16 protein-coding genes and 1 rRNA gene are annotated in these 20,918 nt (G+C 59.8%); 13 read left to right on the top strand and 4 right to left on the bottom strand.

Annotation, left to right across the window (positions count from 1 at the left end; genetic code table 11):
• Positions 1 to 5: 5 nt before the first annotated feature.
• From DMP06_RS05655 to purH, 7 genes are all read left to right on the top strand, one after another.
• Positions 6 to 1,403 carry a CotH kinase family protein gene (locus DMP06_RS05655; protein ID WP_123208778.1) on the top strand — a complete coding sequence of 466 codons (1,398 nt, stop codon included), beginning with the start codon at positions 6 to 8 and terminating at the stop codon, positions 1,401 to 1,403.
• 519 nt (positions 1,404 to 1,922) lie between these two features.
• Positions 1,923 to 3,158, top strand: a complete 1,236-nt coding sequence (locus DMP06_RS05650; RefSeq protein ID WP_161957834.1) for a class B sortase — start codon at positions 1,923 to 1,925, stop codon at positions 3,156 to 3,158.
• A 42-nt stretch (positions 3,159 to 3,200) separates the two neighbouring features.
• Entirely contained in the window at positions 3,201 to 4,646 is a 1,446-nt protein-coding gene (purF, locus tag DMP06_RS05645; RefSeq protein ID WP_123208776.1) for an amidophosphoribosyltransferase, read from the top strand.
• A gap of 3 nt (positions 4,647 to 4,649) precedes the next feature.
• The gene (gene purM / locus DMP06_RS05640) at positions 4,650 to 5,699 is read left to right on the top strand and encodes a phosphoribosylformylglycinamidine cyclo-ligase (protein ID WP_123208775.1); all 1,050 of its coding nucleotides are present in this window, start codon (positions 4,650 to 4,652) and stop codon (positions 5,697 to 5,699) included.
• Between the two features lie 186 nt (positions 5,700 to 5,885).
• Positions 5,886 to 6,500: a phosphoribosylglycinamide formyltransferase gene (purN, locus tag DMP06_RS05635; RefSeq protein ID WP_123208774.1), complete on the top strand. Its 615-nt coding sequence runs from the start codon at positions 5,886 to 5,888 to the stop codon at positions 6,498 to 6,500.
• 412 nt (positions 6,501 to 6,912) lie between these two features.
• Entirely contained in the window at positions 6,913 to 7,893 is a 981-nt protein-coding gene (locus DMP06_RS05630) for an XdhC family protein (protein WP_123208773.1), read from the top strand.
• Positions 7,894 to 8,163: 270 nt separating this feature from the next.
• Positions 8,164 to 9,759, top strand: coding sequence for a bifunctional phosphoribosylaminoimidazolecarboxamide formyltransferase/IMP cyclohydrolase (purH, locus tag DMP06_RS05625; protein WP_123208772.1), 1,596 nt, complete (start codon positions 8,164 to 8,166; stop codon positions 9,757 to 9,759).
• A gap of 310 nt (positions 9,760 to 10,069) precedes the next feature.
• Here the strand turns inward: purH and DMP06_RS05620 are convergent, their stop codons facing one another.
• Positions 10,070 to 10,675: a TlpA family protein disulfide reductase gene (locus DMP06_RS05620; protein WP_123208771.1), complete on the bottom strand. Its 606-nt coding sequence runs from the start codon at positions 10,673 to 10,675 to the stop codon at positions 10,070 to 10,072.
• Positions 10,665 to 11,588 (bottom strand): 4Fe-4S binding protein, encoded by a 924-nt coding sequence (locus DMP06_RS05615; RefSeq protein ID WP_123208770.1) that lies wholly within the window; start codon positions 11,586 to 11,588, stop codon positions 10,665 to 10,667. The genes DMP06_RS05620 and DMP06_RS05615 overlap by 11 nt, the downstream gene beginning before the upstream one ends.
• A 620-nt stretch (positions 11,589 to 12,208) precedes the next feature.
• Between DMP06_RS05615 and DMP06_RS05605 the strand changes: the two genes are divergently transcribed.
• The 3 genes from DMP06_RS05605 to DMP06_RS05595 all read left to right on the top strand — a co-directional run bounded on the left by DMP06_RS05605 (position 12,209) and on the right by DMP06_RS05595 (position 16,649).
• Positions 12,209 to 13,861, top strand: coding sequence for a helix-turn-helix transcriptional regulator (locus tag DMP06_RS05605; protein WP_123208768.1), 1,653 nt, complete (start codon positions 12,209 to 12,211; stop codon positions 13,859 to 13,861).
• 213 nt (positions 13,862 to 14,074) lie between these two features.
• On the top strand, positions 14,075 to 15,766 hold the full coding sequence (locus DMP06_RS05600; RefSeq protein WP_123208767.1) for an FAD-dependent oxidoreductase: 1,692 nt from the start codon (positions 14,075 to 14,077) through the stop codon (positions 15,764 to 15,766).
• Between the two features lie 349 nt (positions 15,767 to 16,115).
• Entirely contained in the window at positions 16,116 to 16,649 is a 534-nt protein-coding gene (locus tag DMP06_RS05595) for a DNA repair protein Rad50 (RefSeq protein ID WP_123208766.1), read from the top strand.
• A gap of 88 nt (positions 16,650 to 16,737) precedes the next feature.
• On the opposite strand, the gene DMP06_RS05590 is transcribed toward DMP06_RS05595, so the two are convergent.
• Complete coding sequence (locus tag DMP06_RS05590) at positions 16,738 to 17,643, bottom strand: class I SAM-dependent methyltransferase (RefSeq protein WP_123208765.1); 906 nt, start codon at positions 17,641 to 17,643, stop codon at positions 16,738 to 16,740.
• Positions 17,644 to 17,751: 108 nt separating this feature from the next.
• On the opposite strand from DMP06_RS05590, the gene DMP06_RS05585 reads away from it, so the two are divergent.
• Positions 17,752 to 19,131 (top strand): amidohydrolase family protein, encoded by a 1,380-nt coding sequence (locus tag DMP06_RS05585; protein ID WP_245962398.1) that lies wholly within the window; start codon positions 17,752 to 17,754, stop codon positions 19,129 to 19,131.
• A 1-nt stretch (position 19,132) separates the two neighbouring features.
• Positions 19,133 to 19,330 carry a CASC3 protein CASC3 gene (locus tag DMP06_RS05580; protein ID WP_123208764.1) on the top strand — a complete coding sequence of 66 codons (198 nt, stop codon included), beginning with the start codon at positions 19,133 to 19,135 and terminating at the stop codon, positions 19,328 to 19,330.
• Positions 19,331 to 19,596: 266 nt separating this feature from the next.
• On the opposite strand, the gene DMP06_RS05575 is transcribed toward DMP06_RS05580, so the two are convergent.
• Positions 19,597 to 20,058 (bottom strand): hypothetical protein, encoded by a 462-nt coding sequence (locus tag DMP06_RS05575; RefSeq protein ID WP_123208763.1) that lies wholly within the window; start codon positions 20,056 to 20,058, stop codon positions 19,597 to 19,599.
• A 486-nt stretch (positions 20,059 to 20,544) separates the two neighbouring features.
• Between DMP06_RS05575 and DMP06_RS05570 the strand changes: the two genes are divergently transcribed.
• Positions 20,545 to 20,918 (top strand): 16S ribosomal RNA (locus DMP06_RS05570); the annotation flags it as partial.

Below are 20,918 nucleotides of genomic sequence, written 5' to 3'. Positions count from 1 at the left end.
GTTCAATGCTCAGGGCGCGCGGATTCGAGATAGCATGCGTCATTGCCATGGTTCTTGCCGTGGCGGTTGCCGCCGCCTTTGCCGCGGGATATACCTTTGGCCTGTCTCCCGCGTCCGCATCCCCTCCCTATATGAGCCGCCTGTTCGACGACGGTCGCGTGCACGAGGTGGATATACGCATCGACGATTGGGATGCGTTCATCGCCGCGGCACCCGAGGAGGAGTACGTCGAGTGCGATCTTGTCATCGACGGTGAGCTTATCGAATCGGTGGGTCTGCGCGCCAAAGGCAACAACTCACGTCGTTTGGTTGAGGAATACGGATTGTCCCGTTACAGCCTCAAGGTGGAGGTCGACCATTTCTCGCAAGGCGCGAGCTATTATGGGCTGGACAAGTTCTCGCTCGATGCCGCTTTTCAAGACAATTCGTACATGAAGAACCACCTTGCGTTCGACATGATGGAGCACATGGGCGTGCCTACGCCCGCTTCGAGCTATGCCTGGGTGACGGTGAACGGAGAGCCGTGGGGGCTGTTTCTTGCCATCGAAGAGCCCGAAGAGGCATTTGCGCAGCGTAATTTCGGCCCTGACTACGGACAGCTGTACAAACCGGATTACAAGTCGCTTGAAGACGAGAACCACGATGTCCATCTGCGGTATGTGGGCGACGATCCCGCGCTGTATGACAATATATTCCGCACGGCGAAGTTCGACCCCGATGATGCCGACCGGGCTCGGCTGGTCGAATCGCTTCGCGTCCTATCCACGGGGGAGAATCTGGAGAACGTCGTAAACATCGACGAGGTGCTGCACTATTTCGTAGTGCAAACATTCGTGGTGAACATGGATAGCTATCTTGGGCGCACGGGGCATAATTATTTTCTCTACGAGGAGGATGGTGAGCTTGCCATGATTCCGTGGGACTACAACCTGGCGTTCGCCACATATTCGCTGGGCATGCCCGACCCCATCAATGATGCCGAGCTCTACGTGAACTATCCCATCGACACGCCTGCCGAAGGCGAGGTCATGTTTAATCGTCCGCTGTATCACAATCTCATGAAATACGGTGAAAGCTTCGATGCGTACCACGAGCTCTACGCCGGTTTCTTATCGAGCTATTTCGATAGCGGCGCTTTTGAGGCGAAGGTGGCCGAGACGTTTCGCATGATCGCCCCCTACGTGGAGCGCGACCCCACGGCGTTCTGCTCGTATGAAGACTTTGAGCTCGCGGTGGACACCATCGAGAAGTTCTGTCTTCTGCGTGCCGAAAGCGTGCGCGGCCAGCTGGAAGGAACCATTCCCTCCACGATCGCCGGGCAGGCGGAACATCCCGATGCGCGCGTGGATGCCTCAAGCGTTTGGATTCCCGATATGGGAGAGATTGCGGATTTGGAGGATTGAGCACGAGCGGGGAAGGGGCGTTCGGGTGTCGGTTCGTCAACTAATCTAACCCCGGGTCGCGCGAAATGGCTTGGTGCGGTATCATTGCAACAGCTTGAAGATACTTATATGAAAGCATGTGGCGCATTCGGGCTTGCTCGGGCGCCGCAGGCGTTTACCCAAGGAGGAGAACAATGAGCTTTCTGCCCATGGAGGCAATCTGGATCATCGCCGCTATCATCGTCGTCATTATCGTCGCGTTCATCGCGAAGGGCTTCATCGACGAGATGAAGAAGAAATAAGTGAGTACCCACCCCGCTCATTGGGCAGAAATGACGCGGAGGTTTGGCAAAGCGATGTATTCGGGCGGGATATGTCCTTTTAGGGGCATGTCCCGCCTTTGCGTTATCTATCATAGGAGCCACTATGAACTCACGTGACGAACAACCGTATCGCGGCAGGCACGCACGGCCCGCTTCAGGCGCGTCCCAGGACGCCCGTCGCGGCGCGTCCGCCGGCGCTCCACAAGGGGGGCGCCGTATGCCGCCCGCGTCAGACGCTTCTCATTCGGCGGATTTTGGCGCGCGTCAGACGAGCGGTGCGCGACCGCCGTATGGCCAGCCGGCGCAGTCTCGTTCCGGCGATCGGGCTCGCCCCGGCCAGGTTCGCCCCGGCCAAGGCTTTGATCGGGCTCGCCCAAGTCAGGATCGCCCCGGCCAGGCTCGCCCCGCCTCGCGTGGCGTGCTGCCTCCTGTCAATCCTCCTGCTGACCAGTGGGACGTGAGCGGCGTTTCTACCAACGCCGCGCAAAACTTCAATACCTACTCGCGGGCCAATTACGGCCGTCAGATGATGGATTCGCGCAACCGCGGCAAGCGTCGCATATGGACGGTCGTATTGGTGATCGCTTCGCTCGTGCTGGTAGCGTGCCTGGCAATTTTGGGCGTTATCGCTTGGGGCTATTACAGCGGTACCAAGACCTACGACGAAATCGCCCAAAGCGCTAACGTGGCCACCGAGGCAAATGCGCTTGCCGACATGACGGTGGATTGGGATGCGCTTCTGGCACAGAATCCCGATACCGTCGCATGGATCTACATGCCGGGTACCTCTATCGACTATCCCGTGGTGCGGGGCGATTCCGACGAGGAGTATCTACGCAAAGATTTCGCCGGAAACGAGGGCGGCATCGTGAGCAAGGGCGCCATCTTCCTTTCCGTGGTGAACAGCCCTGATTTCTCCGACGACAACAACTTCATCTATGGCCACAACATGAACGACGACACGATGTTCGCGCATCTCGTGGCCATGGAGGACCAGGCGGCTTTCGACGCGGCGCGCACGTTCTACGTGTTTACGCCTACCTGCAACTACCGCTGCACCGCGCTCGCGCTCGACGTGGTGGCCAATACCGAAACGTCCATCATCCAGCCGACGTTCGCCGATTCGGCGACGCTGGCCCAATACGCCCAGGAACGCATAGATGCGGCTACCGCTAAGGCGACCGATGTCGACCTGGGCAGCATCTCTAAGTTGTTCACGCTCATCACGTGCGGCGACGATTATGCGACCACGCGTGCGGTGCTGTTCGGCGGCGTGGTGGAAACCGCAGTTCCCACGAATGCCCAAACAGCAGAAACGCAGGAATCGAGCGATCAGGGTGACGAGGCCGGCCAGCAAGAGGGCGACCAGTCCGGTGACGCTTCGGACGAGGGCCAGGATGCCGCATCCGACGAGGCGTCCAATAACGGCGGAGAGGATCAGCAGGCAGCCTAGCGCGCCTATTTGATATCTGAGAGAGAAAGAGGGTAGACACCTGTGGCGACGTCCATCTTTCCCGGCGAGGCGCCGGACCGTCCCGAGGAGGAATGCGCGGTATTCGGCGTGTATTCCCAGACCGACGATGTTGCAAGGCTTACGTGTTTCGGCTTGCAGGCGCTGCAGCACCGTGGCCAGGAGAGCGCGGGTATCGCGGTGGGCGATGGCGAAACCGTGACCGTTACCAAGGATTTGGGGCTGGTCACGCAGGTGTTCGACGAGAGCGCGCTCGCGGCGCTCAAGGGGCGCGTCGCGGTGGGCCATTGCCGCTATGCCACCAGCGGAGGCGCCTCGTGGATGAGCGCGCAGCCTCATATGTCCGCCATCGACGAAGTGCTCATTGCGCTCGCGCATAACGGCACCCTCGTGAACACGAACAGCATTCGAGCCGATCTCATTGCCAAGGGAGTTCAGTTCCGTTCCAACACCGATAGCGAGGTGGCGTGCCAGGTCATCGGCTACGTGACGCGCGAGACCCATCACCTGACCGACGGCATCCAGCGCGCCATGGAAACCATTGAGGGCGCCTACGCCATGGTGCTCGCCAGCCCTACGGCGCTCTACGCTTTCCGCGATCCGCACGGCATCCGCCCGCTATGCTTGGGCAAGCTGCCCGGCGATCGCGGCTGGGTGGTGTCGTCGGAGACCTGCGGCCTCGATATCGTGGGCGCCGAGTTCGTGCGCGACGTGAACCCCGGCGAGATCATCCGCATCAATGAGACGGGCATCTCAACGCTGCAAGCGGTTCAGCCCGCCGAACCGCGCGGCTGCATTTTCGAGTACGTGTATTTCGCCCGCCCCGATTCGGTGATAGACGGCCAGAGCGTGTACCAGGCGCGTCGCGCGATGGGCCGCGTGCTGGCGCGCGAGGCTCCGGTCGATGCCGATCTGGTACTGGGCGTACCTGACTCCGGCGTGCCGGGAGCTTTGGGCTACGCCGAGGCGAGCGGTCTCGAATTCACCGACGGCATCGTGAAGAACCGCTATGTGGGTCGTACGTTCATCCAGCCCACCCAGGAAATGCGCCAGATGGGCATCCGCATCAAGCTCAACCCGCTGCCGAGCGTGCTGCGTGGCAAGCGCATCGTGGTCATCGACGACAGCATCGTGCGCGGCAATACATCCAAGCAGCTCGTGAGCATGCTGCGTGCGGCGGGCGCTATAGAGGTGCACCTGCGCATCGTGAGCCCCGAGGTTATGTGGCCGTGCTTCTACGGCATCGACACCGCCACGCAGGATCAGCTGATTGCTGCTAATATGACCAATGAAGAAATGTGCGCGTTCATCGGGTGCGATTCGCTGGCGTTCATCTCGCTTGCGGGCCTGCGCGAAGCGTGCGGAAACGCCCAGCATAAGACGTTCTGCGAGGCGTGCTTTACGGGCGAGTATCCCGTGGCGCTGCCCGAATCCATCACCAAGACCGCGTTTCTGACGAAAGGGGAATAAGTCATGAGCCAGATCACGTATGCCGATGCCGGCGTTGACATCCAAGAGGGCGCCGCTGCGGTAGACGCCATCAAAGAGGCGGTGCATTCCACCTATCGCCCCGAGGTCATCGGCGATATCGGCGGGTTTGGCGGTCTGTTCAGCGCCGCAGCCTTCAAGGGCATGGAGGACCCCATCCTCATCTCCGGAACCGACGGCGTGGGCACCAAGCTCAAGCTCGCACAGCTTTTGGGCAAGCATGACACGGTGGGCATCGACCTGGTTGCCATGTGCGTGAACGATATTCTGGCCGCCGGCGCCGAACCCCTGTTTTTCCTGGACTACATCGCCATCGGCAAATTGCGCAAGAAGCATGTGGCAACTGTGGTGGGCGGCATCGCCGAGGGCTGCCGGCAGGCGGGCTGCGCGCTCATCGGCGGCGAGATGGCGGAGCATCCCGGCGTGATGGATCCCGATGATTACGATCTGTCCGGCTTCACCGTGGGCGTGGTTGATCGTCCCAAGATGATCGGCCCCGAAAAGGTGTGCGAGGGCGATGTGATCATCGGCCTTAAGTCAAGCGGCTTTCACTCCAACGGCTATTCGCTCGTGCGCAAGGTCATGGTGGAGGGCAAGACGCCCGAGGATCTGGCCGCCTGCCCGCCTGAGCTGGGCGGCGTAAGTCTGGGCGAGGCCATGCTGGCCCCCACGCGCATCTACGTGAAGCCCGTGCTCTCCTGCCTGTGCGCACTGCCGGGTGCGGTGCATGCACTTGCTCACATTACCGGCGGCGGTATGACCGAGAACCTCAATCGCGCGCTGCCGAGCACGTTGGACGCCTTGGTGGATGATGCATCTTGGCCGGTGCCGCCCATCGTGCAGATGGCGGTGGATGCCGCGGGGCTCACGCGCGAAGAAGCGCTCAAGACCTTCAACCTGGGTATCGGTATGGCGTTGATTGTGGACGCTTCCCAGGTGGACGCCGTTATGGCGCAGCTGCGCGAAGACGGCGAGGACCCGCTGGTCATCGGCGAGATTGTGCCGGGCAAGGGCGAGGTCAAGTACCAAAAGTAGAGGCGCAATACGATGCAGCCAAAAGGGTGGACGCGAGTCGTTCACCCTTTTTCGCATAGGAATGCCGTTTGTGCCCATTTGCGGCGCGAATCCCATTCCATCCGCCTCATTGGCATGCGAATACCAACATGGGCGATAATATGCTCAGCCATAGCGAGGGCCGCTTTGCGGCAATCATGAACGGAGATGCACATGACAGTCAAACTGGGCGTTCTTATTTCGGGATCGGGAACCAATCTGCAGGCGATCATCGATGCGATCGCGGAGGGCTCGCTTGATGCGGAAATCCGCGTGGTTATCTCCAGCCGTCCCGATGCGTACGGCCTGGTGCGCGCCAAAGAAGCGGGCATTCAAACCATCGCGCTGTCCAAGGATGTCTATGCCGACCCCGATATCGCCAACGAGGTCATCGCCACCGAGCTTGTACATGCGGGTTGTGACTACGTGGTCATGGCAGGCTATATGCGCATGCTCGGCGAGGCGGTGCTGGTGGCGTTCCCCGATCGCGTGCTCAACCTGCATCCTGCGTTGCTGCCTTCGTTCAAGGGCGCGCACGCCATCCGCGACGCTTTCGATGCGGGCGTGAAGGTGACGGGCGTTACCGTGCACTTCGCCAACGCCGAATACGATAAGGGCCCCATCGTGGCGCAGCGTGCGGTTGACATTGCCGAGGACGACACGTTGGAGTCGCTCGAGGAAAAAATCCATGCCGTGGAGCATGAGCTGTACCCTGAGGTGCTGCGCTGGATAGCCGCCGGTCGCGTAAGCGTAGGCGACGATCGCAAGGTGCATATTTCATAACCATGCCGCGCGCAGGTTCCAGCGTGAACTTGACGCGCCGGCATCCGTTGAGTTCAATACTTACAGCAAATGCAGTTCGTCTTCGCTTGAATTAAGTATTGAACTGCGGTGGCGTGCAATTCCGGCTTTTTCGCTCATTGGAAAACTGTGACCTGGTGTTTTGCCGTTTGCTGAAATGAAGCCAGTTCAAAAAGAGTTCAATTCTTGCGTTATTCGCCAACGCGTATCGCTCAATGTAAGTATTGAACGCTCCAAGGCCAGTTGAGCTCGCTTGGGTCCGTTGTAGGCAAGCACTTGAGCGGCAATACAAGGCGAGCGCATCGGCAACGCAAGGCGAGCGCATCGGCAGCGCGCGTATTGAACGCCCCAAAGCCGGTTGAGTAGTGGATTATCGAATAGAGGGAGATGCGCAATGCTTCGAAATACGTTGCTTGCGATTGCTGAAGACCTGAAGGCCGGCTGCACGCCTGAACTGAGCCCTGAAGATTTCCCGTGCTTTTCTGCCGAGGCTGCCAGTGAAGATCCGCGCACCTCGCCCGAGGCGCTTGCGCGCATCGCCGCGTCGCTCGGTCCGGAAGATGCCTGCGTGTTCGAGCGCGCCGCCCGCGCCATGGACGAAGGCGATATGGCCTGGATCGGCTTCAAGGTGGTAACCGATGCCGCCGCCGCGCAGGCTAACGTGGATAACGAAGTCACCAAGAAGTACGGCGACGTAGGTAGCGCCGACGGGTGCGATCTGGTGTTTTTCTGCAACGACGCCAAAGAGGTCGTTGCAGGCCGCCCGTGCTCTCCGCGCGACCTCTTCCAGATGAAGGATGTCACGCGCGGCCCCTCCATGCACAACGATCAGTTCGAAGGGCTCACCTGGGTGTCGACGCAGCTGTTCGATTCCGTGAAGGTGTGGCTTGCCGGTGCGAGCGACGTTGCCGTGGAGGTTGCTGCGCTTGCTCATCACGTAGGCTTTGATGTGGAGGTGATCGACGATGATGCGAGCTACCTCTCTGAAGCGCGCTTCCCAGATGCCGAACGCACGCTGCTCAATTCCTTCGATGAGCTCGATTCGCATGCCCCGTCGCAGGATGACTACGTGTGCGTGCTCACGCGCGGTCACATGCACGATCCCGAGAGCTGCCTGTGGGCGGTGCGCCACGGCGTGCATTATGTGGGCATGATGGGCTGCAAAGGCAAAAACAATCGCGTGCATGACCTATGCATCCAGGAAGGCATGACCGAGGAACAATGGGATGGCGTCAAGCGCCCGATTGGGCTGAAGTTCGGCGCCAAAACGCCCGCAGAGCTGGCCATCGCCATCGTGGCCGAGCTCGTGGACGTGCGCTATCGCCAGCGCTACAGCGAAGAGGCTCGCGCCAAGCATGAGGGCGATGTGTGGTAAACGCTATGCCATCGGCGGCTCTTCGTGGTGAAACGTCAATCTAAAATCTTATAAGTGTTTGTTGACCTGGTGATAGCTAATATTTCCAGGTCAATTTTGTATCAATGGAAATGCGCCCGGTGTTTATGTTCGCTCCTTTATGCTGTCGTGTCTCCGTGCACCGCACATGGGGCTTTTTCGCGCACTGGTGCGCTGCGCCGTTTCTGAGCCTGCTCACCGCGTATAATCGTGGGGTCAGAGCAATCACAATCAAGAAGGGAAGGCGGCGGCATGGGAAATCCCCAAATCAAGCGGGCGCTCGTATCGGTCACGGATAAAACCGGCGTGGCTGAATTCGCGAAGGCGCTCCATGATGAGTTCGGCGTTGAAATCGTGTCCACGGGCGGCACGGCAAAGGCGATTGAGGCGGCGGGCGTTCCCGTTCGTCCTATCGACGATCTGACCGGCTTCCCCGAGATGATGGACGGTCGCGTCAAGACGCTTCATCCCAAGGTGCACGGCGGCCTGCTTGCCAAGCGCGACAATCCCGAGCATATGCGCCAGGCCGAGGAGCACGGCATCGGCATGATCGACATGGTGGTGGTCAACCTCTACGCGTTTGAAAAAACGGTCGAGTCCGGCGCCGATTTCGATACCTGCATTGAGAACATCGACATCGGAGGCCCCTCCATGCTGCGTTCTGCGGCGAAGAATCATGCTTCCGTTGCGGTGGTCACCGATCCCGCCAGCTATGACGCCATCCTCGAGGAGATGCGCGCCAACGACGGATGCACTACGCTGGAAACCCGCCGCAAGCTGGCGCTTCGCGTGTTCCAAACCACCAACGCCTACGACGGCGCCATTGCGCGCTGGCTTGAGGGCCAGCTGGGCGAAGGGGTGGCGTGGCCTACCGAGCCTCCGGCGGAATGTGACCTCCATCTGGTCAAGCAGCAAGGCCTGCGCTACGGCGAGAACCCGCATCAGACCGCTGCGTTCTACCGTCTGGACGATTTCGCTAGCGAGCACAGCCTGGTGAACGCCGAGCAGCTCAACGGCAAGGAGCTCTCGTACAACAACATTCTGGATACCGATGCCTGCTGGTCGCTCGTGCGCGAGTTCGACGAGCCTGCAGTGGTTATCCTTAAGCACCAGAACCCCTGCGGCAGCGCCGTGGCGGCCACCGTCGCCGAGGCCTACGACAAGGCGTTCGCATGCGATCCCAAGAGCGCGTTTGGCGGCATCATTGCGGCAAACGTGGAGGTAACGCTCGAGATGATCGAGCACATGAACGCCAACAAGCAGTTCGTCGAGGTGCTTATTGCGCCCTCTTACGAGCCGGCGGCGCTCGAGCTTCTTCAGCAGAAGAAGAACCTGCGCGTGCTGCGCACCGGCGGTGTGGATGCGCCCGCGGCGATCGAGTTCCGCAGCGTTGACGGCGGCATGCTGGCCCAGTGCGTGGATCGCGTGAACGAGGACCCCGCTGAGTTCACCGTGCCCACCAAGCGCAAGCCCACCGATGACGAGATGCACGAGCTGCTGTTTGCGTGGAAGGTGTGCAAGGGCGTGAAGTCCAACGCCATTCTGGTGTCCAAGAATCATGCCGGCATCGGCATGGGCCCCGGTCAGCCCAACCGTGTGGATTCCGCGCGTCTGGCGTGCGAGCGCGCACATGAAGCGTGCGAGCGCATGGGCGTTGAGGCTACGGGCCTGGTTGCAGCATCCGACGCGTTCTTCCCGTTCCGCGACAATATCGACACGCTGGCGAGCTTTGGCGTGACCGCCATCATCCAGCCCGGCGGCAGTGTTCGCGACGAGGAGAGCATCCAGGCGTGCGACGAGCATGGCATCGCCATGGTGTTCACCGGGCACCGCCACTTCCGTCACTAGTGTTCGTTCTGCCGGCTTGCCAGCCGGCAGAACCCCCAAGCAGGCAATGCGACGTTGCCCGGGCGGTGCACGCCATCTTGGCCCTTCTGCTCCCTTCGGCCCGTGCGGTGCCGCCAAGCGGCACGCACCCTCTCGGGCGCATAGTTTGAGACTGAGCAGGCCACTGGCCTGTTCGCTGGGGCTGCGGTGGGCCAATGCGACACACCCCGCACCCGCTCGTTGTTCCGTCTAGCGACTCGAAGGCTTTCTACGCAAAACGAGCTCCCAAATGGCGGGAGCTCGTTTTGTTTGAGGACGGTATGGGGCTCCGTTACTCCATCGCCTCTTCTACGGCTGCGGCGAAATCGTTGTACATGCCGCTGGCTTTCGATCCGCTGAACGCTTGCACCACGTTACCCTCTGCGTCGATGACCAGGGTATACGGAATACCGCTGGTGGGGTAGGTGCTCTGTACTGCGTAATCCTCGTCAAGCGCCCACGTAAAATCATAGGAATTCTCCGCCATGAAATCTTCCACGGTTTGCGCGTCTTCGCCGCAATTCACCAGAATTGCCTCTACGCCTTCATAATCCTCCGTGATTTTTTGGATGTCGGGCATCTCTTCGATGCAGTAGGGGCACCAGGTGGCCCAGAAGCTCAAGATGACCACGTGTCCTCGTGATTCGGAAAGCTGTTTCTGCGTGCCGTCAACGAGGTTCAGCGTCACGTCGGGCGCTTCGGAAGAGCTCGAATCGCTCGCGGCTTGGGAGCTTTGCGTGCGTGAACCCATGCCGTCATAATCATCGTTCTGTGACGCGTTTCCTCCCGTGAATTGGGAGATCACGATGAACGCCACCACGAGCACTACGGCGACTGCGGCGAGGATGATTTTAGGGTTGGCGCTGCCGGCCTTTCGATTCTGCTCGTTATTCGTCATGATGGGTCCTTTCGACTGATGGGGCTTGCGGTGAAGCGTCGCGCTTGCGCATGCCGACGCTAAACCGGATGGCTCCGAATTCACAGGCGTCTTTGCACGCTCCGCATTGGATGCATTCGCGGTCGCTCACTTGCCTAACGTCCATACGGCATGTCTCTACGCATGCGCCGCAGTTGGTGCACGCGGTAGCGTCTACGACATACCTCAAAACGCAGAAGCGATTGAAGAATCCGTAAAGCGCGCCTAGCGGGCAAAGGAATCGACAAAATGGTCGATATAGAAACAGGGCGGCTGTTACAAGGGCAAGCAGCAGGCTCACTTTCCAAGAGAATAAAAGCCCTACCATGCCCTGAAGCGAAGGGCTCGAGGCCACGAGCGCTATGCCGGGTAGCGTTCCGGCGGGGCATACCAGCGAGCAGAAGAGGGGCTTGCCCAGGCCGTCGTTCGCGAGCGTGATCAAGGGCCCTGCGATCACCAGGGCGAGCATGACGTATTTGAACCACGAGAGCCTTCGGCTCCATGTGCCTTTGCGCACCTCGGGGATATGCAAAGCCCGCCCCAGCTTGTCGAGCATGTCCTGCAAAAACCCGAACGGGCACGCCCAGCCGCAAATAGTGCGACCCGCTAATGCGCCAAATGCAAGGAGCGTGCCACCCACATAGAATCCCATGGGAAGCGACGAGGAGGCGAATGCCTGTTGCAGCGATCCGATGGGGCAGGCGGCTGCGGCTCCCGGGCACGAATAGCAATGCAGGCCAGGCGCGCATACGCTTTTCGAAGGCGCACGTCCCACCGAAAGGGTTGCGATGCTCTGAAAATCGAGGTTGTAGAGGAGGGCGGCCAAGAGCTGAATCAGGTGCCTTTTGGCCCCCGGCCCCTTACCCGAGCGTCCCTTGTTGTTCCCGTCCGCCATCAGCCAATCCCTATGCACTCATAGCACACCATGGCGGCTCGTTGCCACACATCATGCGGTGCTTCGCCCAAGATGCCCAACGCAATGAGGGCGCACGCGATGGCAAGAACGGCGATGACAACGCCACATGTTGCAAGACTCGTCCTTTTGGGTTGCGCGTCTGTGCGCCGGGTATGTTTGTCTTTATAAATCATGCGCGTATTGTACAAGAGCGCCGGTGTTTCGTGCTGTTTTGTGCGCGATTGGAGCCAAAACAAGGAATCCGGTGCGTCTAGTTGTATGCGAATGCGAAACAAAAGGCGATTTGCTGCAGTTTTTTGCCCAACGGCTCAGTAGGGCGCAATCGTGCACCCATGTGAACTGGGGATACGCAATTTTCAAATTCGATCTACTTTGCAAGCTCCGCGCAAACTGCAGCATATCGGGATTTGTTGCATTCTGGGCCGATTCCGGCCCGCGAATTCATCTGCCGCACCGCCAGGGCCGGCTCCACCGTACCGCCAGAGCCGGATCCTTTTACGCTGCGTTTTCTCGCGCGATGCCCACGGCCATCGGCTTGTGGCGCCTCGCATGAGCCTTTGTGGTCTATACTGCGACATTATAAAATCAAGGAGGGAACCTTGTCAGTCGCCCAAGCAAAAGGAATCGTTCGGAGCCTGAGGTGGTATCACCTGGGCTTCTGCTTCTTCTGGGCAATCACATTCACGGCGCTTTCGGGCCCATCGGCCCAATTCGGCGACGAGTACGAGATGTATTCCACCATCAAGCAGGTGACCACGCTGATTACGCTGTGCGTTGCCGCGGCATGGTCGCGTCGCCATCTCGCATTTCCCCCTTCTGCTGCCATTGGCTCCGGCGTGGTCCTTTCTGCCGGTTCGCTTCTTTATTACCTTGCTTTTTTCTACGGCTCGTATTCGTTTGCGTCGGCGTTCGTCTCGGGCGTGCTTGTGGGTGCGGCTGTCGGCGCGTTCTACGTCATGTGGCAAAGCTTCTATGCTTCCGAAGGATCGTCGCGCACCACGGTATACATTCCTCTTTCCGCTGCGGTTTCGGTGGTGTTGTGCGTGCTCGTCACCATCATTCCATTCGAATGGACCGTGCTGTGCGCCGTCGTCGTGCTTCCGTCCTGCGCGGTGTACACGCTCTACGTGAGCCTGCGCGAGGTCGAGCCTTACGAAATCGAGCCCATGACGCCCGCCCGTTCGCGCATGCTCGCACGCGACATGTGGAAGCCTGTGTTCTGCGTGTGCGCGATTGGTTTCGTGTGGCGTCTGGTGGGGCACCTCTCGGGCGATTCGAATGACACTTCCTTCGTCGCCATCATGGCGGGCATGAGCGTAGCAACGCTCGCGGTATCCGCCATCGAGCTTTTCTCAGACAAAGGCTTCGATGTGTTGCGCGTGTATCAGGTGCTCTTTCCCGTGGTGACGGGCGCCTTCCTGCTGCCGACGTTTTTGGGCTCAACGTGGCTGCCCGTGGCTTCGGCCTTCACGATGTTCGGCTTCGAAGTGGTAAACCTTCTGCTTCTTATCACATGCGCCGTGTACGCGAGTCGCTTCGCTATGCACTCTTCTCTGCTCTATGCCACGTGCGTGGGTCCTACGCTGCTTTCGTTGCTCATCGGCGACCTTGTGGGGCAGTGGCTCGATAGGAGCATGCTGTACGATTTGACGTTTGTCGTGGACATTCTGTTCGTGTGCATCTACGTGCTTGCCGTGGCCATGTTCGTGATTTCGATAGGCAGGGGAAAGAAGAGGGAGCCTCGTGCCGTGGGCGCCTCTGCTCACGGGGAGCGCGAGGCGCTTGATGTTGGCTCCCGTGTCGAAAGTGCTCAAGCTGCGACAGACGCTGCGTACGCACATGTCGCCGCCGACGATATGAAAACGGACCATGCGTCGTCTGCCAAGGGCGAAGGCTCCCGTGGCGCGGATGCGCCCGCTCCGGAAAAGAAAGCGCGCTCGCGTAGCTCCGCGTCGCGAAAGGACGACGCGCGGCGGAAGGGCGCTGCCGTCATCGCGGCTTCAGTCGACGAGACGAACCTTGATGACGTGATCGAATCCAACCTCGAGGAGCGCCTTTCCGCTCTGAACCTCGTGGAGCCTTTAAGTCCGCGCGAGACGGAGGTGGCGTCGCTTATGCTGCGCGGCAACACGGTTCCCGCTATTGCGCGCAAATTGTTCATTTCCGAAAACACGGTTCGTGGCCATACCAAGGCCATCTACCGCAAGCTTAACGTGCATTCAAAGCAGGAGCTCATCGATCTTATCGGATAAAATAACCCATTTCTGACCTGGCCTTACATAAAAACGACATACTTTATGGGGTGTGGCTTCGCGCCTTGGGGGGTATGGTGTGCCTCGTCGCATCCAAAGGGAGGGTGCGGGTCGGCCGCAAGGCGGTTGGCCACGTTTACGGGGTTCGTGTTTCGCGGGCTTCGTTGCGTGTCGGGCGGGAGGCCCGGCGCGCATGATCTGTAGGAGGGAACAATGGAAGAGCTTAAGAAGGGCATCTCCCGCCGCAACCTGCTCAAAGGCGCAACGATCGGCGCCGCCGGTGTGGCCGCTCTGGGCCTGTTTGGCTGCGCTCCCGCGTCGAGCGGCGGCAGCACCGATTCCGGCTCCGGCTCCGCAACGGGCGAGGCCGCATCCGGCCAGCACACCTGGGAGGTCAAGCCCGAGCCCATCACCGACATCTCCGAGACGGTGGAGACCGAGGTCCTGATTATCGGCGCCGGCTATTCCGGAACCTGCTGCGCGCTTTCCGCTGCCGAGAACGGCACCCAGGTCATCCTGGTGGAGAAGGACAACGTCCCCAACGGCCACGGCGTGGGCGGTACGGGCGCTGTGGGTTCCCGTGCGCTCGACGAGCTGGGCATCAAGGTCGACAAGCCCATCGAGATGGAGCGCTGGGTTGCCACGTGCGGCGGTCGTTGTCGCGAGTCCCTCGTGGGCAAGTGGTTCCGCGAGTCTGAGCGCTGCATGAACTGGCTGCTCGATGTCGCCGAGTCCGATGGCGCATCCTGCATGGTTACGGTTGGCTCCAGCAGCGCTGTGCACCCCGAGGTCGATTGCTACCACATGATCTTCGGCGGCCAGACCACCGGTGAGAACGTTTCTGTCGCCACCTATGTGGAGTACCTGTTCTTGGCCAAGGCCGAGGAAACCGGCAACTTCCAGATCGTGTACAACAGCCCCGCCGTCCAGCTGGTGCAGGACGATTCCGGCGCTGTGACCGGTGCCATTTGCGAGACCGAGAACGGCTATGTGCAGTACAACGCTTCCAAGGGCGTCGTACTTGCCACCGGCGACGTGAGCTACAACGACGAGTACATCAACGAGTTCTGCCCCATCGCCAACAAGGTCATGACCCGTCTGTGCTCCGACCAGGGCAACACCGGCGATGGCCACAACATGGCTGCTTGGGTGGGCGGCGCCTTCCAGGACGGCCCGTGGCCCACGATGATGCATCCTCAGGCTGCTGGCATGTTCTCCGGCCCGTTCCTGTTCATCAGCCCCGACGGCAAGCGCTTCATGAACGAGGCCACCTGGGTGCAGGGCAAGTGCGTGGGCACCATGGTCAACGGCGGCTACGACCACTGCTGGTCCATCTTCGATGCCAACTGGGAGGCCGACAACACCGCTTCCCTCGAGTTCGGCGGCGGCATGTTCTGGGACAGCTTCCGCGCTGTGGGCACCAAGCCCGAGGACGCCACCGCGTCTCACAAGGAGACCATCGAGGCGGGCCTGACCGACACCCCCGACAACTACAAGCGCGCCGACACCCTCGACGAGCTCCTGTCTCAGCTCGACGTTGACGTAGAGACCGCCAAGGCCACCATCGAGCGCTACAATGAGTTGTGCCATGCCGGTGAGGATGTGGACTTCTATAAGGAATCCCATTACCTCTTCCCGGTCGAGGAAGGCCCCTTCACCGCCGTCAAGCTGGGCCCCGGCCTGCTGGCTATCGTGGGCGGCATCCACATTTCCGATAACTTCGAAGTGCTGAATGCCGAGAACCAGCCCATCCCCGGCCTGTATGCCATCGGCAACTGCGCAGGCGACATTTACGCCTACGACTATCCCATCAACATCCAGGGCAACAGCCACGGTCGCTGCCTGGTAGAGGGCAAGTGCCTGGGCGAGCAGCTCGCCGGCGTCTACGACGAAGTCAAGGCTTAGTGCTGGTTCGCCGGCCTGCCAGCCGGCGAACTACTTGACGCTGCGGCCGAATCCGGCAGCCGGCTTGCCCCTTGCTTCCCTCGGTGCGCTAGCGGCGCCAGCGCTCTCTCGGTCGTATAGACGGGAAGCGAACAGGCTTCAAACCTGTTCGCTGGGGCTGCAGCGGGCCAACCCGACGCGCCGGATTCGCCCTTGCCGACTTTTTCGGTGATCTGTATTCCGCGGCGTTGTTGTACCGAAGTTTCTCCCCTCCCTCTGAAGGCCCGTTTCGGCGGGCCTTCTGCTATGCTGGGGCGCATACGAAATGGGTTTGCGTTTGCTGCGGCCCAGCAATTAAGAAAGGCGATTCATGAACGATATGAAACCGACCGCCGCGCAGGACATCGCCCCCGATTCTCCCGAAGCGGATGTGTTGTTCGACCACATGAAAGAACTCGTCGATGCGCTGCCCGCCATGGAGGCGGAAGGCGAGAAGCTCGTGCGCGCTCGCGCCGCACGCGAGGTGGCACGCCTTGAGCGGTATCGTAAGGGGCAGGAAAACGAGCTTCGCTTCCTCCAGGAGAAGTTTGATGAGCAGATGGCAATCGAGCGTGCCGCAAAAGAGGCGGGCGACGATGCCGTTGAGGAAAACGCTCGCTATAACGCGTTAAACCTGGGCAATCAGAAAAGTATCCGGTATGGCGCCGAGCAGAACGCCGCCTATCAGGTGCAAGAAGCGCTCAAATCGGGCGGGTTCGCCGATTTGGACGAAGCCCATGCAGCCGAGCTCGACGATGAGGAATTTGCCGCGCTCGAGCAAAAGGTGGAAGCGTACAAGGCTGACTACGCCGAAACGCTCGTCACGTGCCAGGCGCTCGTCGGCGACGAGGACGATTCCGAGTAATCGCATTTCGCTCGCGCGATTCACAAGAGCGCATCAAAAACGCCGTCCGGGTTTCCGGGCGGCGTTTTGCGTGTCGTGGTCGGTTTTGTTATGCGCGTTTATGCGCGGTGTGTACGGCGACGATGCCGCCTGCAAGATTCTTCCAGGAAACGTCGACGAACCCTGTCGCTTCGAGCATGCCCGCAAACGTCTTCTGGTCCGGGAACGCTCGGATGGAGTTTGCCAGGTACACGAAGCCTTTGGCGTCTCCCGTGAACAGTTTGCCCCAGAATGGGATCATCGTCTTGAGATACATATAGTAAAGGCCGCGCCACAGCGGATTCGGCGGCGTAGAAAACTCCAGGCAGGCAAAGGTGCCGCCCGGCTTGAGGACGCGATACGTCTCCGCGAGCGCTTGCTCGCGGTCGGGTATATTGCGGATGCCGTATGCCATGGTGATGGAATCGTATGAATTGTCTTCGTAGGGAATGTTCTGCGCATCTACCACGTCGAAATCAACCGGCACGCCACACGCCGCTCCCCGACGTGCGCGGTCGCGAGCAACATCGAGCATTTCGGGAACGAAGTCGGTCAACTGAATGTGAGCGGGGGGAGTGCGCCTCGCCGCCGTGTAGCTGACATCGCCGGTGCCTCCTGCAAGGTCAAGAAGATTGCTTTCAGGCGTCAATGCGGCGGCGTCCGTGGTTGCCCGCAGCCAGCGCTTGTACAGGCCGAAGCTTGAGGCGGCATTGAAGCGGTCGTATTTCTTGGCGATGGCTCCGAAGATTTCCTTTACGCGGTCTTCGGACACGGCGGCGGAGGCCTCCTGTCCGGTTGCGGTATCGACCACCGTATGGCCGGCGTGAATATCGTTGGGCGCATCGCCTGCAACGGAGGCTTTTGCGGCTTCGCGCAAATACTCTCCAGAGGTCTTCTCACTTGCGGCGGGCGTCGCGGCGTTGGTCTGCGCGTTCGTTTCGTTAGTGTCGGTGCCGTTCGAGAGGCTCGTGGTCATAATCGGGTGCCTTTTCGTGGTGTGCTCGGATGATGATTCTGGTTTTTTGGGCGATAAACCCGTGCCGTGCACGGTTTTAACCCGGCTGCCAAGTATAGCTTAAACGGGATGCGCTATTATATCCGCATGCTATTACTTGCCGAACATATCATCCCCGTCACGTCCGAACCTATCGATGATGGTGCGGTTCTGGTGCGCGATGGGCGCATCGTCGAGATCGGCGGTGCCCAACGCATGAAGTCACGCTATCCCCAGGAGGAGGTGCGAGACTTCGGACAATCCGCCATCATGCCCGGCTTTGTGGACTGCCATACTCATCTCGAGTACACGGTTCTGCGCGGCATCGTGCATGACGTTCCATACGCGGAATGGCTTGCCATGGAGCACACCAAGGCTGACATGATGAGCCGCGATGACCGCTACGATTCAGCGCTCGTCGGCTGTATGGAAATGCTTTCCGGCGGCGTTACCACCGTGGCAGACTTCACCAGCACGGGTGCTTCGTGCGAAGCCGTGAACGATATGGGCCTGCGCTCCGTCGTCTACCGAAGCGTCGGCGCTCCGGAAAAAGCCAAGGTGGATAGCGTGATTGAGGCCGCGGTGAACGACGTTCGCTCGTGGCGCGAGGCATCTGATGCCGACCGCGTCACTATCGGCATCGCGCCCAAGGCTCTACATGCCTGCCATCCCACGGTGTTTTCCAAGGTGAATGCCATCGCCGAGGAGATGGGCCTGCCGGTTGCCATGCATGTGGCTGGTAGCTACGAAGAGCTTCGCTACATCCGCGACGGCGCCACGCCGCTTTCGGTGCGCGGCATCTCGGGTGGAAACGACAGCCTGACCGACCGCCCCATGTGGCTTCCCACGGGTGTGACCCCGGTCAACTACGCTCTCAACTGGGATGCATTTAACAGCAAGGACGTTCTCGCTGTTCACTGCGTCCATGTGGACGACATGGACATTTTCAAGCTCAAGGAACACGACGTCGCTATCGCCGTATGCACGCGCTGCAACGCGCAGCTTGGCATGGGTCTGGCGCCGCTGCACAAATTCCTGCAAGCCGGTATTCGCGTTGGCCTGGGCACCGATTCGCCTGCCGCAACTGACTCGGCGGATATGTTCACCGAGATGCGCCTGGGCATGCTCATCCATCGTTCGGTGTATCGCGATGAGTTCTTGAGTGCTGCAACCATGCTCGAGCTCGCCACCATCGGCGGTGCTCGCGCACTGCGCATGGATGACGAAATTGGCAGCCTCGAACCGGGCAAGCGCGCCGACATCATCGCAATCGATCTGTCTGGCTCTCGCCAGACGCCGCTTGTTGATCCGGTGACCGCTGTGGTCACGGGCGCTGCTTCTGCCGACGTTCTGTTCACCATGGTGGGCGGTGTGCCTCGCTACGAGCGCGGCGGCGTGTGGTACAACGATATCGACATGTCGTCTGTCGGCCATCGAGCTGTTCAGATTCGTGGGAAGTTGAGGGACTAGCATGGCCCAGCAGAAGTTGTCTGCCAAGCAAAAAGCTGCCCGCATCGAGGCGGCGAAGCGCCGCGAAGAGGCGGAGCGCGTTCGCCGCGTTGCCGCTGAACGCACCAAGAAGATCTTCACGATCGTGGTGTGCATCATCTTGGTGCTTGCGCTTGGTATTCCCACGGTTGCCATCATGGCCATGGGCGGTGGCATGTAAGCATTCGCGTTCCACTATTTCATTCGTTCCAAAAGCGACCCGGCTCTTGCGCCGGGTCGCTTTCTTTTTAGCGCTTGTCTGCGGCAGTGTCTCTCGGTATTGTCAATCAACCAATGACCAAGGGGTAATGCGCATCTCTCCGCATGAATTTGAGCCCTAAGGGCTACCGGGCGTCAAGTCGCATAGCAGCTCTGCGCCAAAAGGCGGCAACCTGGAAATGCTCCTGTTGCCGTCTTTAGTCTATCTATATATGTATATGCTTTCATTTACTGCAGATAAGCCAAATACGGCACGTACTCCTGCGCGCTCTCCGGTACGGAAAGGGTGAGGCTTTGCCCGTAGGCCTCAACAGTAATATAGGACGGGTTTTCGTATGTGGTGATGTTCGCAGACGCTCCGTCGAACGAGGCGCTGTAGCTCCCCGATGCTTGCGCATCGCTTGGAAGCGAGGTTGCCTGCCACGATGCTACATCTAAATTGCTTATCATGTCACGAGCATCCTGGACGCTCACGCCTAGCGCCGATGCAATGGACTCGGCGTTCGCATCAAGAGCGTTCTGGATGGTTTCCTTGATTCCAGAAGCATCGATGGCCGCATTGGTTACGCTGGCAGTTGCTTGATCCACTGCGTCGTCAAAGAAACTTGATCCGGAGAAAAGCGAGAATGCTCCTATTCCCACAACGGCTACGAGTGCTAAACCTATAAGGGTCTTGGCTAAACGAATCATGTCGCACCTTCTTACATAATATATAGGGGAGATGCACGTTCTTTTTTCTACTGTATCTGATATGACGGTTAGTCACGCAAAGTGCGCCAAACCAGCATGCTCGCTGCATAGTGATAAAAGCAATCTAAAAGGCAAGAAAGTCATTTGTGAAGATAATTCACAATTGCATCAAGCAACATGCAAAAAGAAACTAAAGGAATCCATCAGGCATTATTAATGAAATAATAGTTGAGTCAGAAAAGTATTTTGAAAATAATTGCCCCAAATCGAAGATTTTCGTTGACTCGGATAGGGGAGGCGCGTATTATACCTCCTTGCGCCGCGGGGGACCGCGGAGCACCCGCCCGAACCGGCAAGCCGGGGAGGGGCCGGGGGAACCTTGAGAACCGGATACTGTGGAGTGAGAGATATAAGCCAGGACGGAGCATACAGCTCCGGGGAACCCGGATCGATTCTTGAAACGTTGCCGGACGCAAGTCCGGACCTTCAACGGAGAGTTTGATCCTGGCTCAGGATGAACGCTGGCGGCGTGCCTAACACATGCAAGTCGAACGAGTAAGGCGCCTTCGGGCGCGTATAGAGTGGCGAACGGGTGAGTAACACGTGACCAACCTGCCCCCCGCCCCGGGACAACCGCCCGAAAGGGCGGCTAATACCGGGCGAACCGGAGAGGACGCATGCCCCCTCCGGCAAAGCTCAGGCGGCGGGGGATGGGGTCGCGGCCCATCAGGTTGACGGCGGGGTGACGGCCCACCGTGCCTACAACGGGTAGCCGGGCTGAGAGGCCGATCGGCCACATTGGGACTGAGACACGGCCCAGACTCCTACGGGAGGCAGCAGTGGGGAATTTTGCGCAATGG

Origin of the sequence: Slackia equolifaciens (assembly GCF_003725995.1) — a bacterium.
Classification (GTDB): domain Bacteria; phylum Actinomycetota; class Coriobacteriia; order Coriobacteriales; family Eggerthellaceae; genus Slackia; species Slackia equolifaciens.
Note: the sequence above shows the minus strand (reverse complement) of the source record. Positions and strands in the feature narration are given on the sequence as shown.

Excerpts from the sequence above, each read along its gene's own strand:
- DMP06_RS05575 (WP_123208763.1), bottom strand. The coding sequence starts at position 20,058 with ATGATTCGTTTAGCCAAGACCCTTATAGGTTTAGCACTCGTAGCCGTT.
- purN (WP_123208774.1), top strand. The coding sequence starts at position 5,886 with ATGCACATGACAGTCAAACTGGGCGTTCTTATTTCGGGATCGGGAACC.
- DMP06_RS05580 (WP_123208764.1), top strand. The coding sequence starts at position 19,133 with ATGGCCCAGCAGAAGTTGTCTGCCAAGCAAAAAGCTGCCCGCATCGAG.
- purH (WP_123208772.1), top strand. The coding sequence starts at position 8,164 with ATGGGAAATCCCCAAATCAAGCGGGCGCTCGTATCGGTCACGGATAAA.
- DMP06_RS05600 (WP_123208767.1), top strand. The coding sequence starts at position 14,075 with ATGGAAGAGCTTAAGAAGGGCATCTCCCGCCGCAACCTGCTCAAAGGC.
- DMP06_RS05620 (WP_123208771.1), bottom strand. The coding sequence starts at position 10,675 with ATGACGAATAACGAGCAGAATCGAAAGGCCGGCAGCGCCAACCCTAAA.
- DMP06_RS05630 (WP_123208773.1), top strand. The coding sequence starts at position 6,913 with ATGCTTCGAAATACGTTGCTTGCGATTGCTGAAGACCTGAAGGCCGGC.
- purM (WP_123208775.1), top strand. The coding sequence starts at position 4,650 with ATGAGCCAGATCACGTATGCCGATGCCGGCGTTGACATCCAAGAGGGC.
- DMP06_RS05585 (WP_245962398.1), top strand. The coding sequence starts at position 17,752 with ATGCGCTATTATATCCGCATGCTATTACTTGCCGAACATATCATCCCC.
- DMP06_RS05615 (WP_123208770.1), bottom strand. The coding sequence starts at position 11,588 with ATGGCGGACGGGAACAACAAGGGACGCTCGGGTAAGGGGCCGGGGGCC.
- DMP06_RS05655 (WP_123208778.1), top strand. The coding sequence starts at position 6 with ATGCTCAGGGCGCGCGGATTCGAGATAGCATGCGTCATTGCCATGGTT.
- DMP06_RS05595 (WP_123208766.1), top strand. The coding sequence starts at position 16,116 with ATGAACGATATGAAACCGACCGCCGCGCAGGACATCGCCCCCGATTCT.
- DMP06_RS05650 (WP_161957834.1), top strand. The coding sequence starts at position 1,923 with ATGCCGCCCGCGTCAGACGCTTCTCATTCGGCGGATTTTGGCGCGCGT.
- DMP06_RS05590 (WP_123208765.1), bottom strand. The coding sequence starts at position 17,643 with ATGACCACGAGCCTCTCGAACGGCACCGACACTAACGAAACGAACGCG.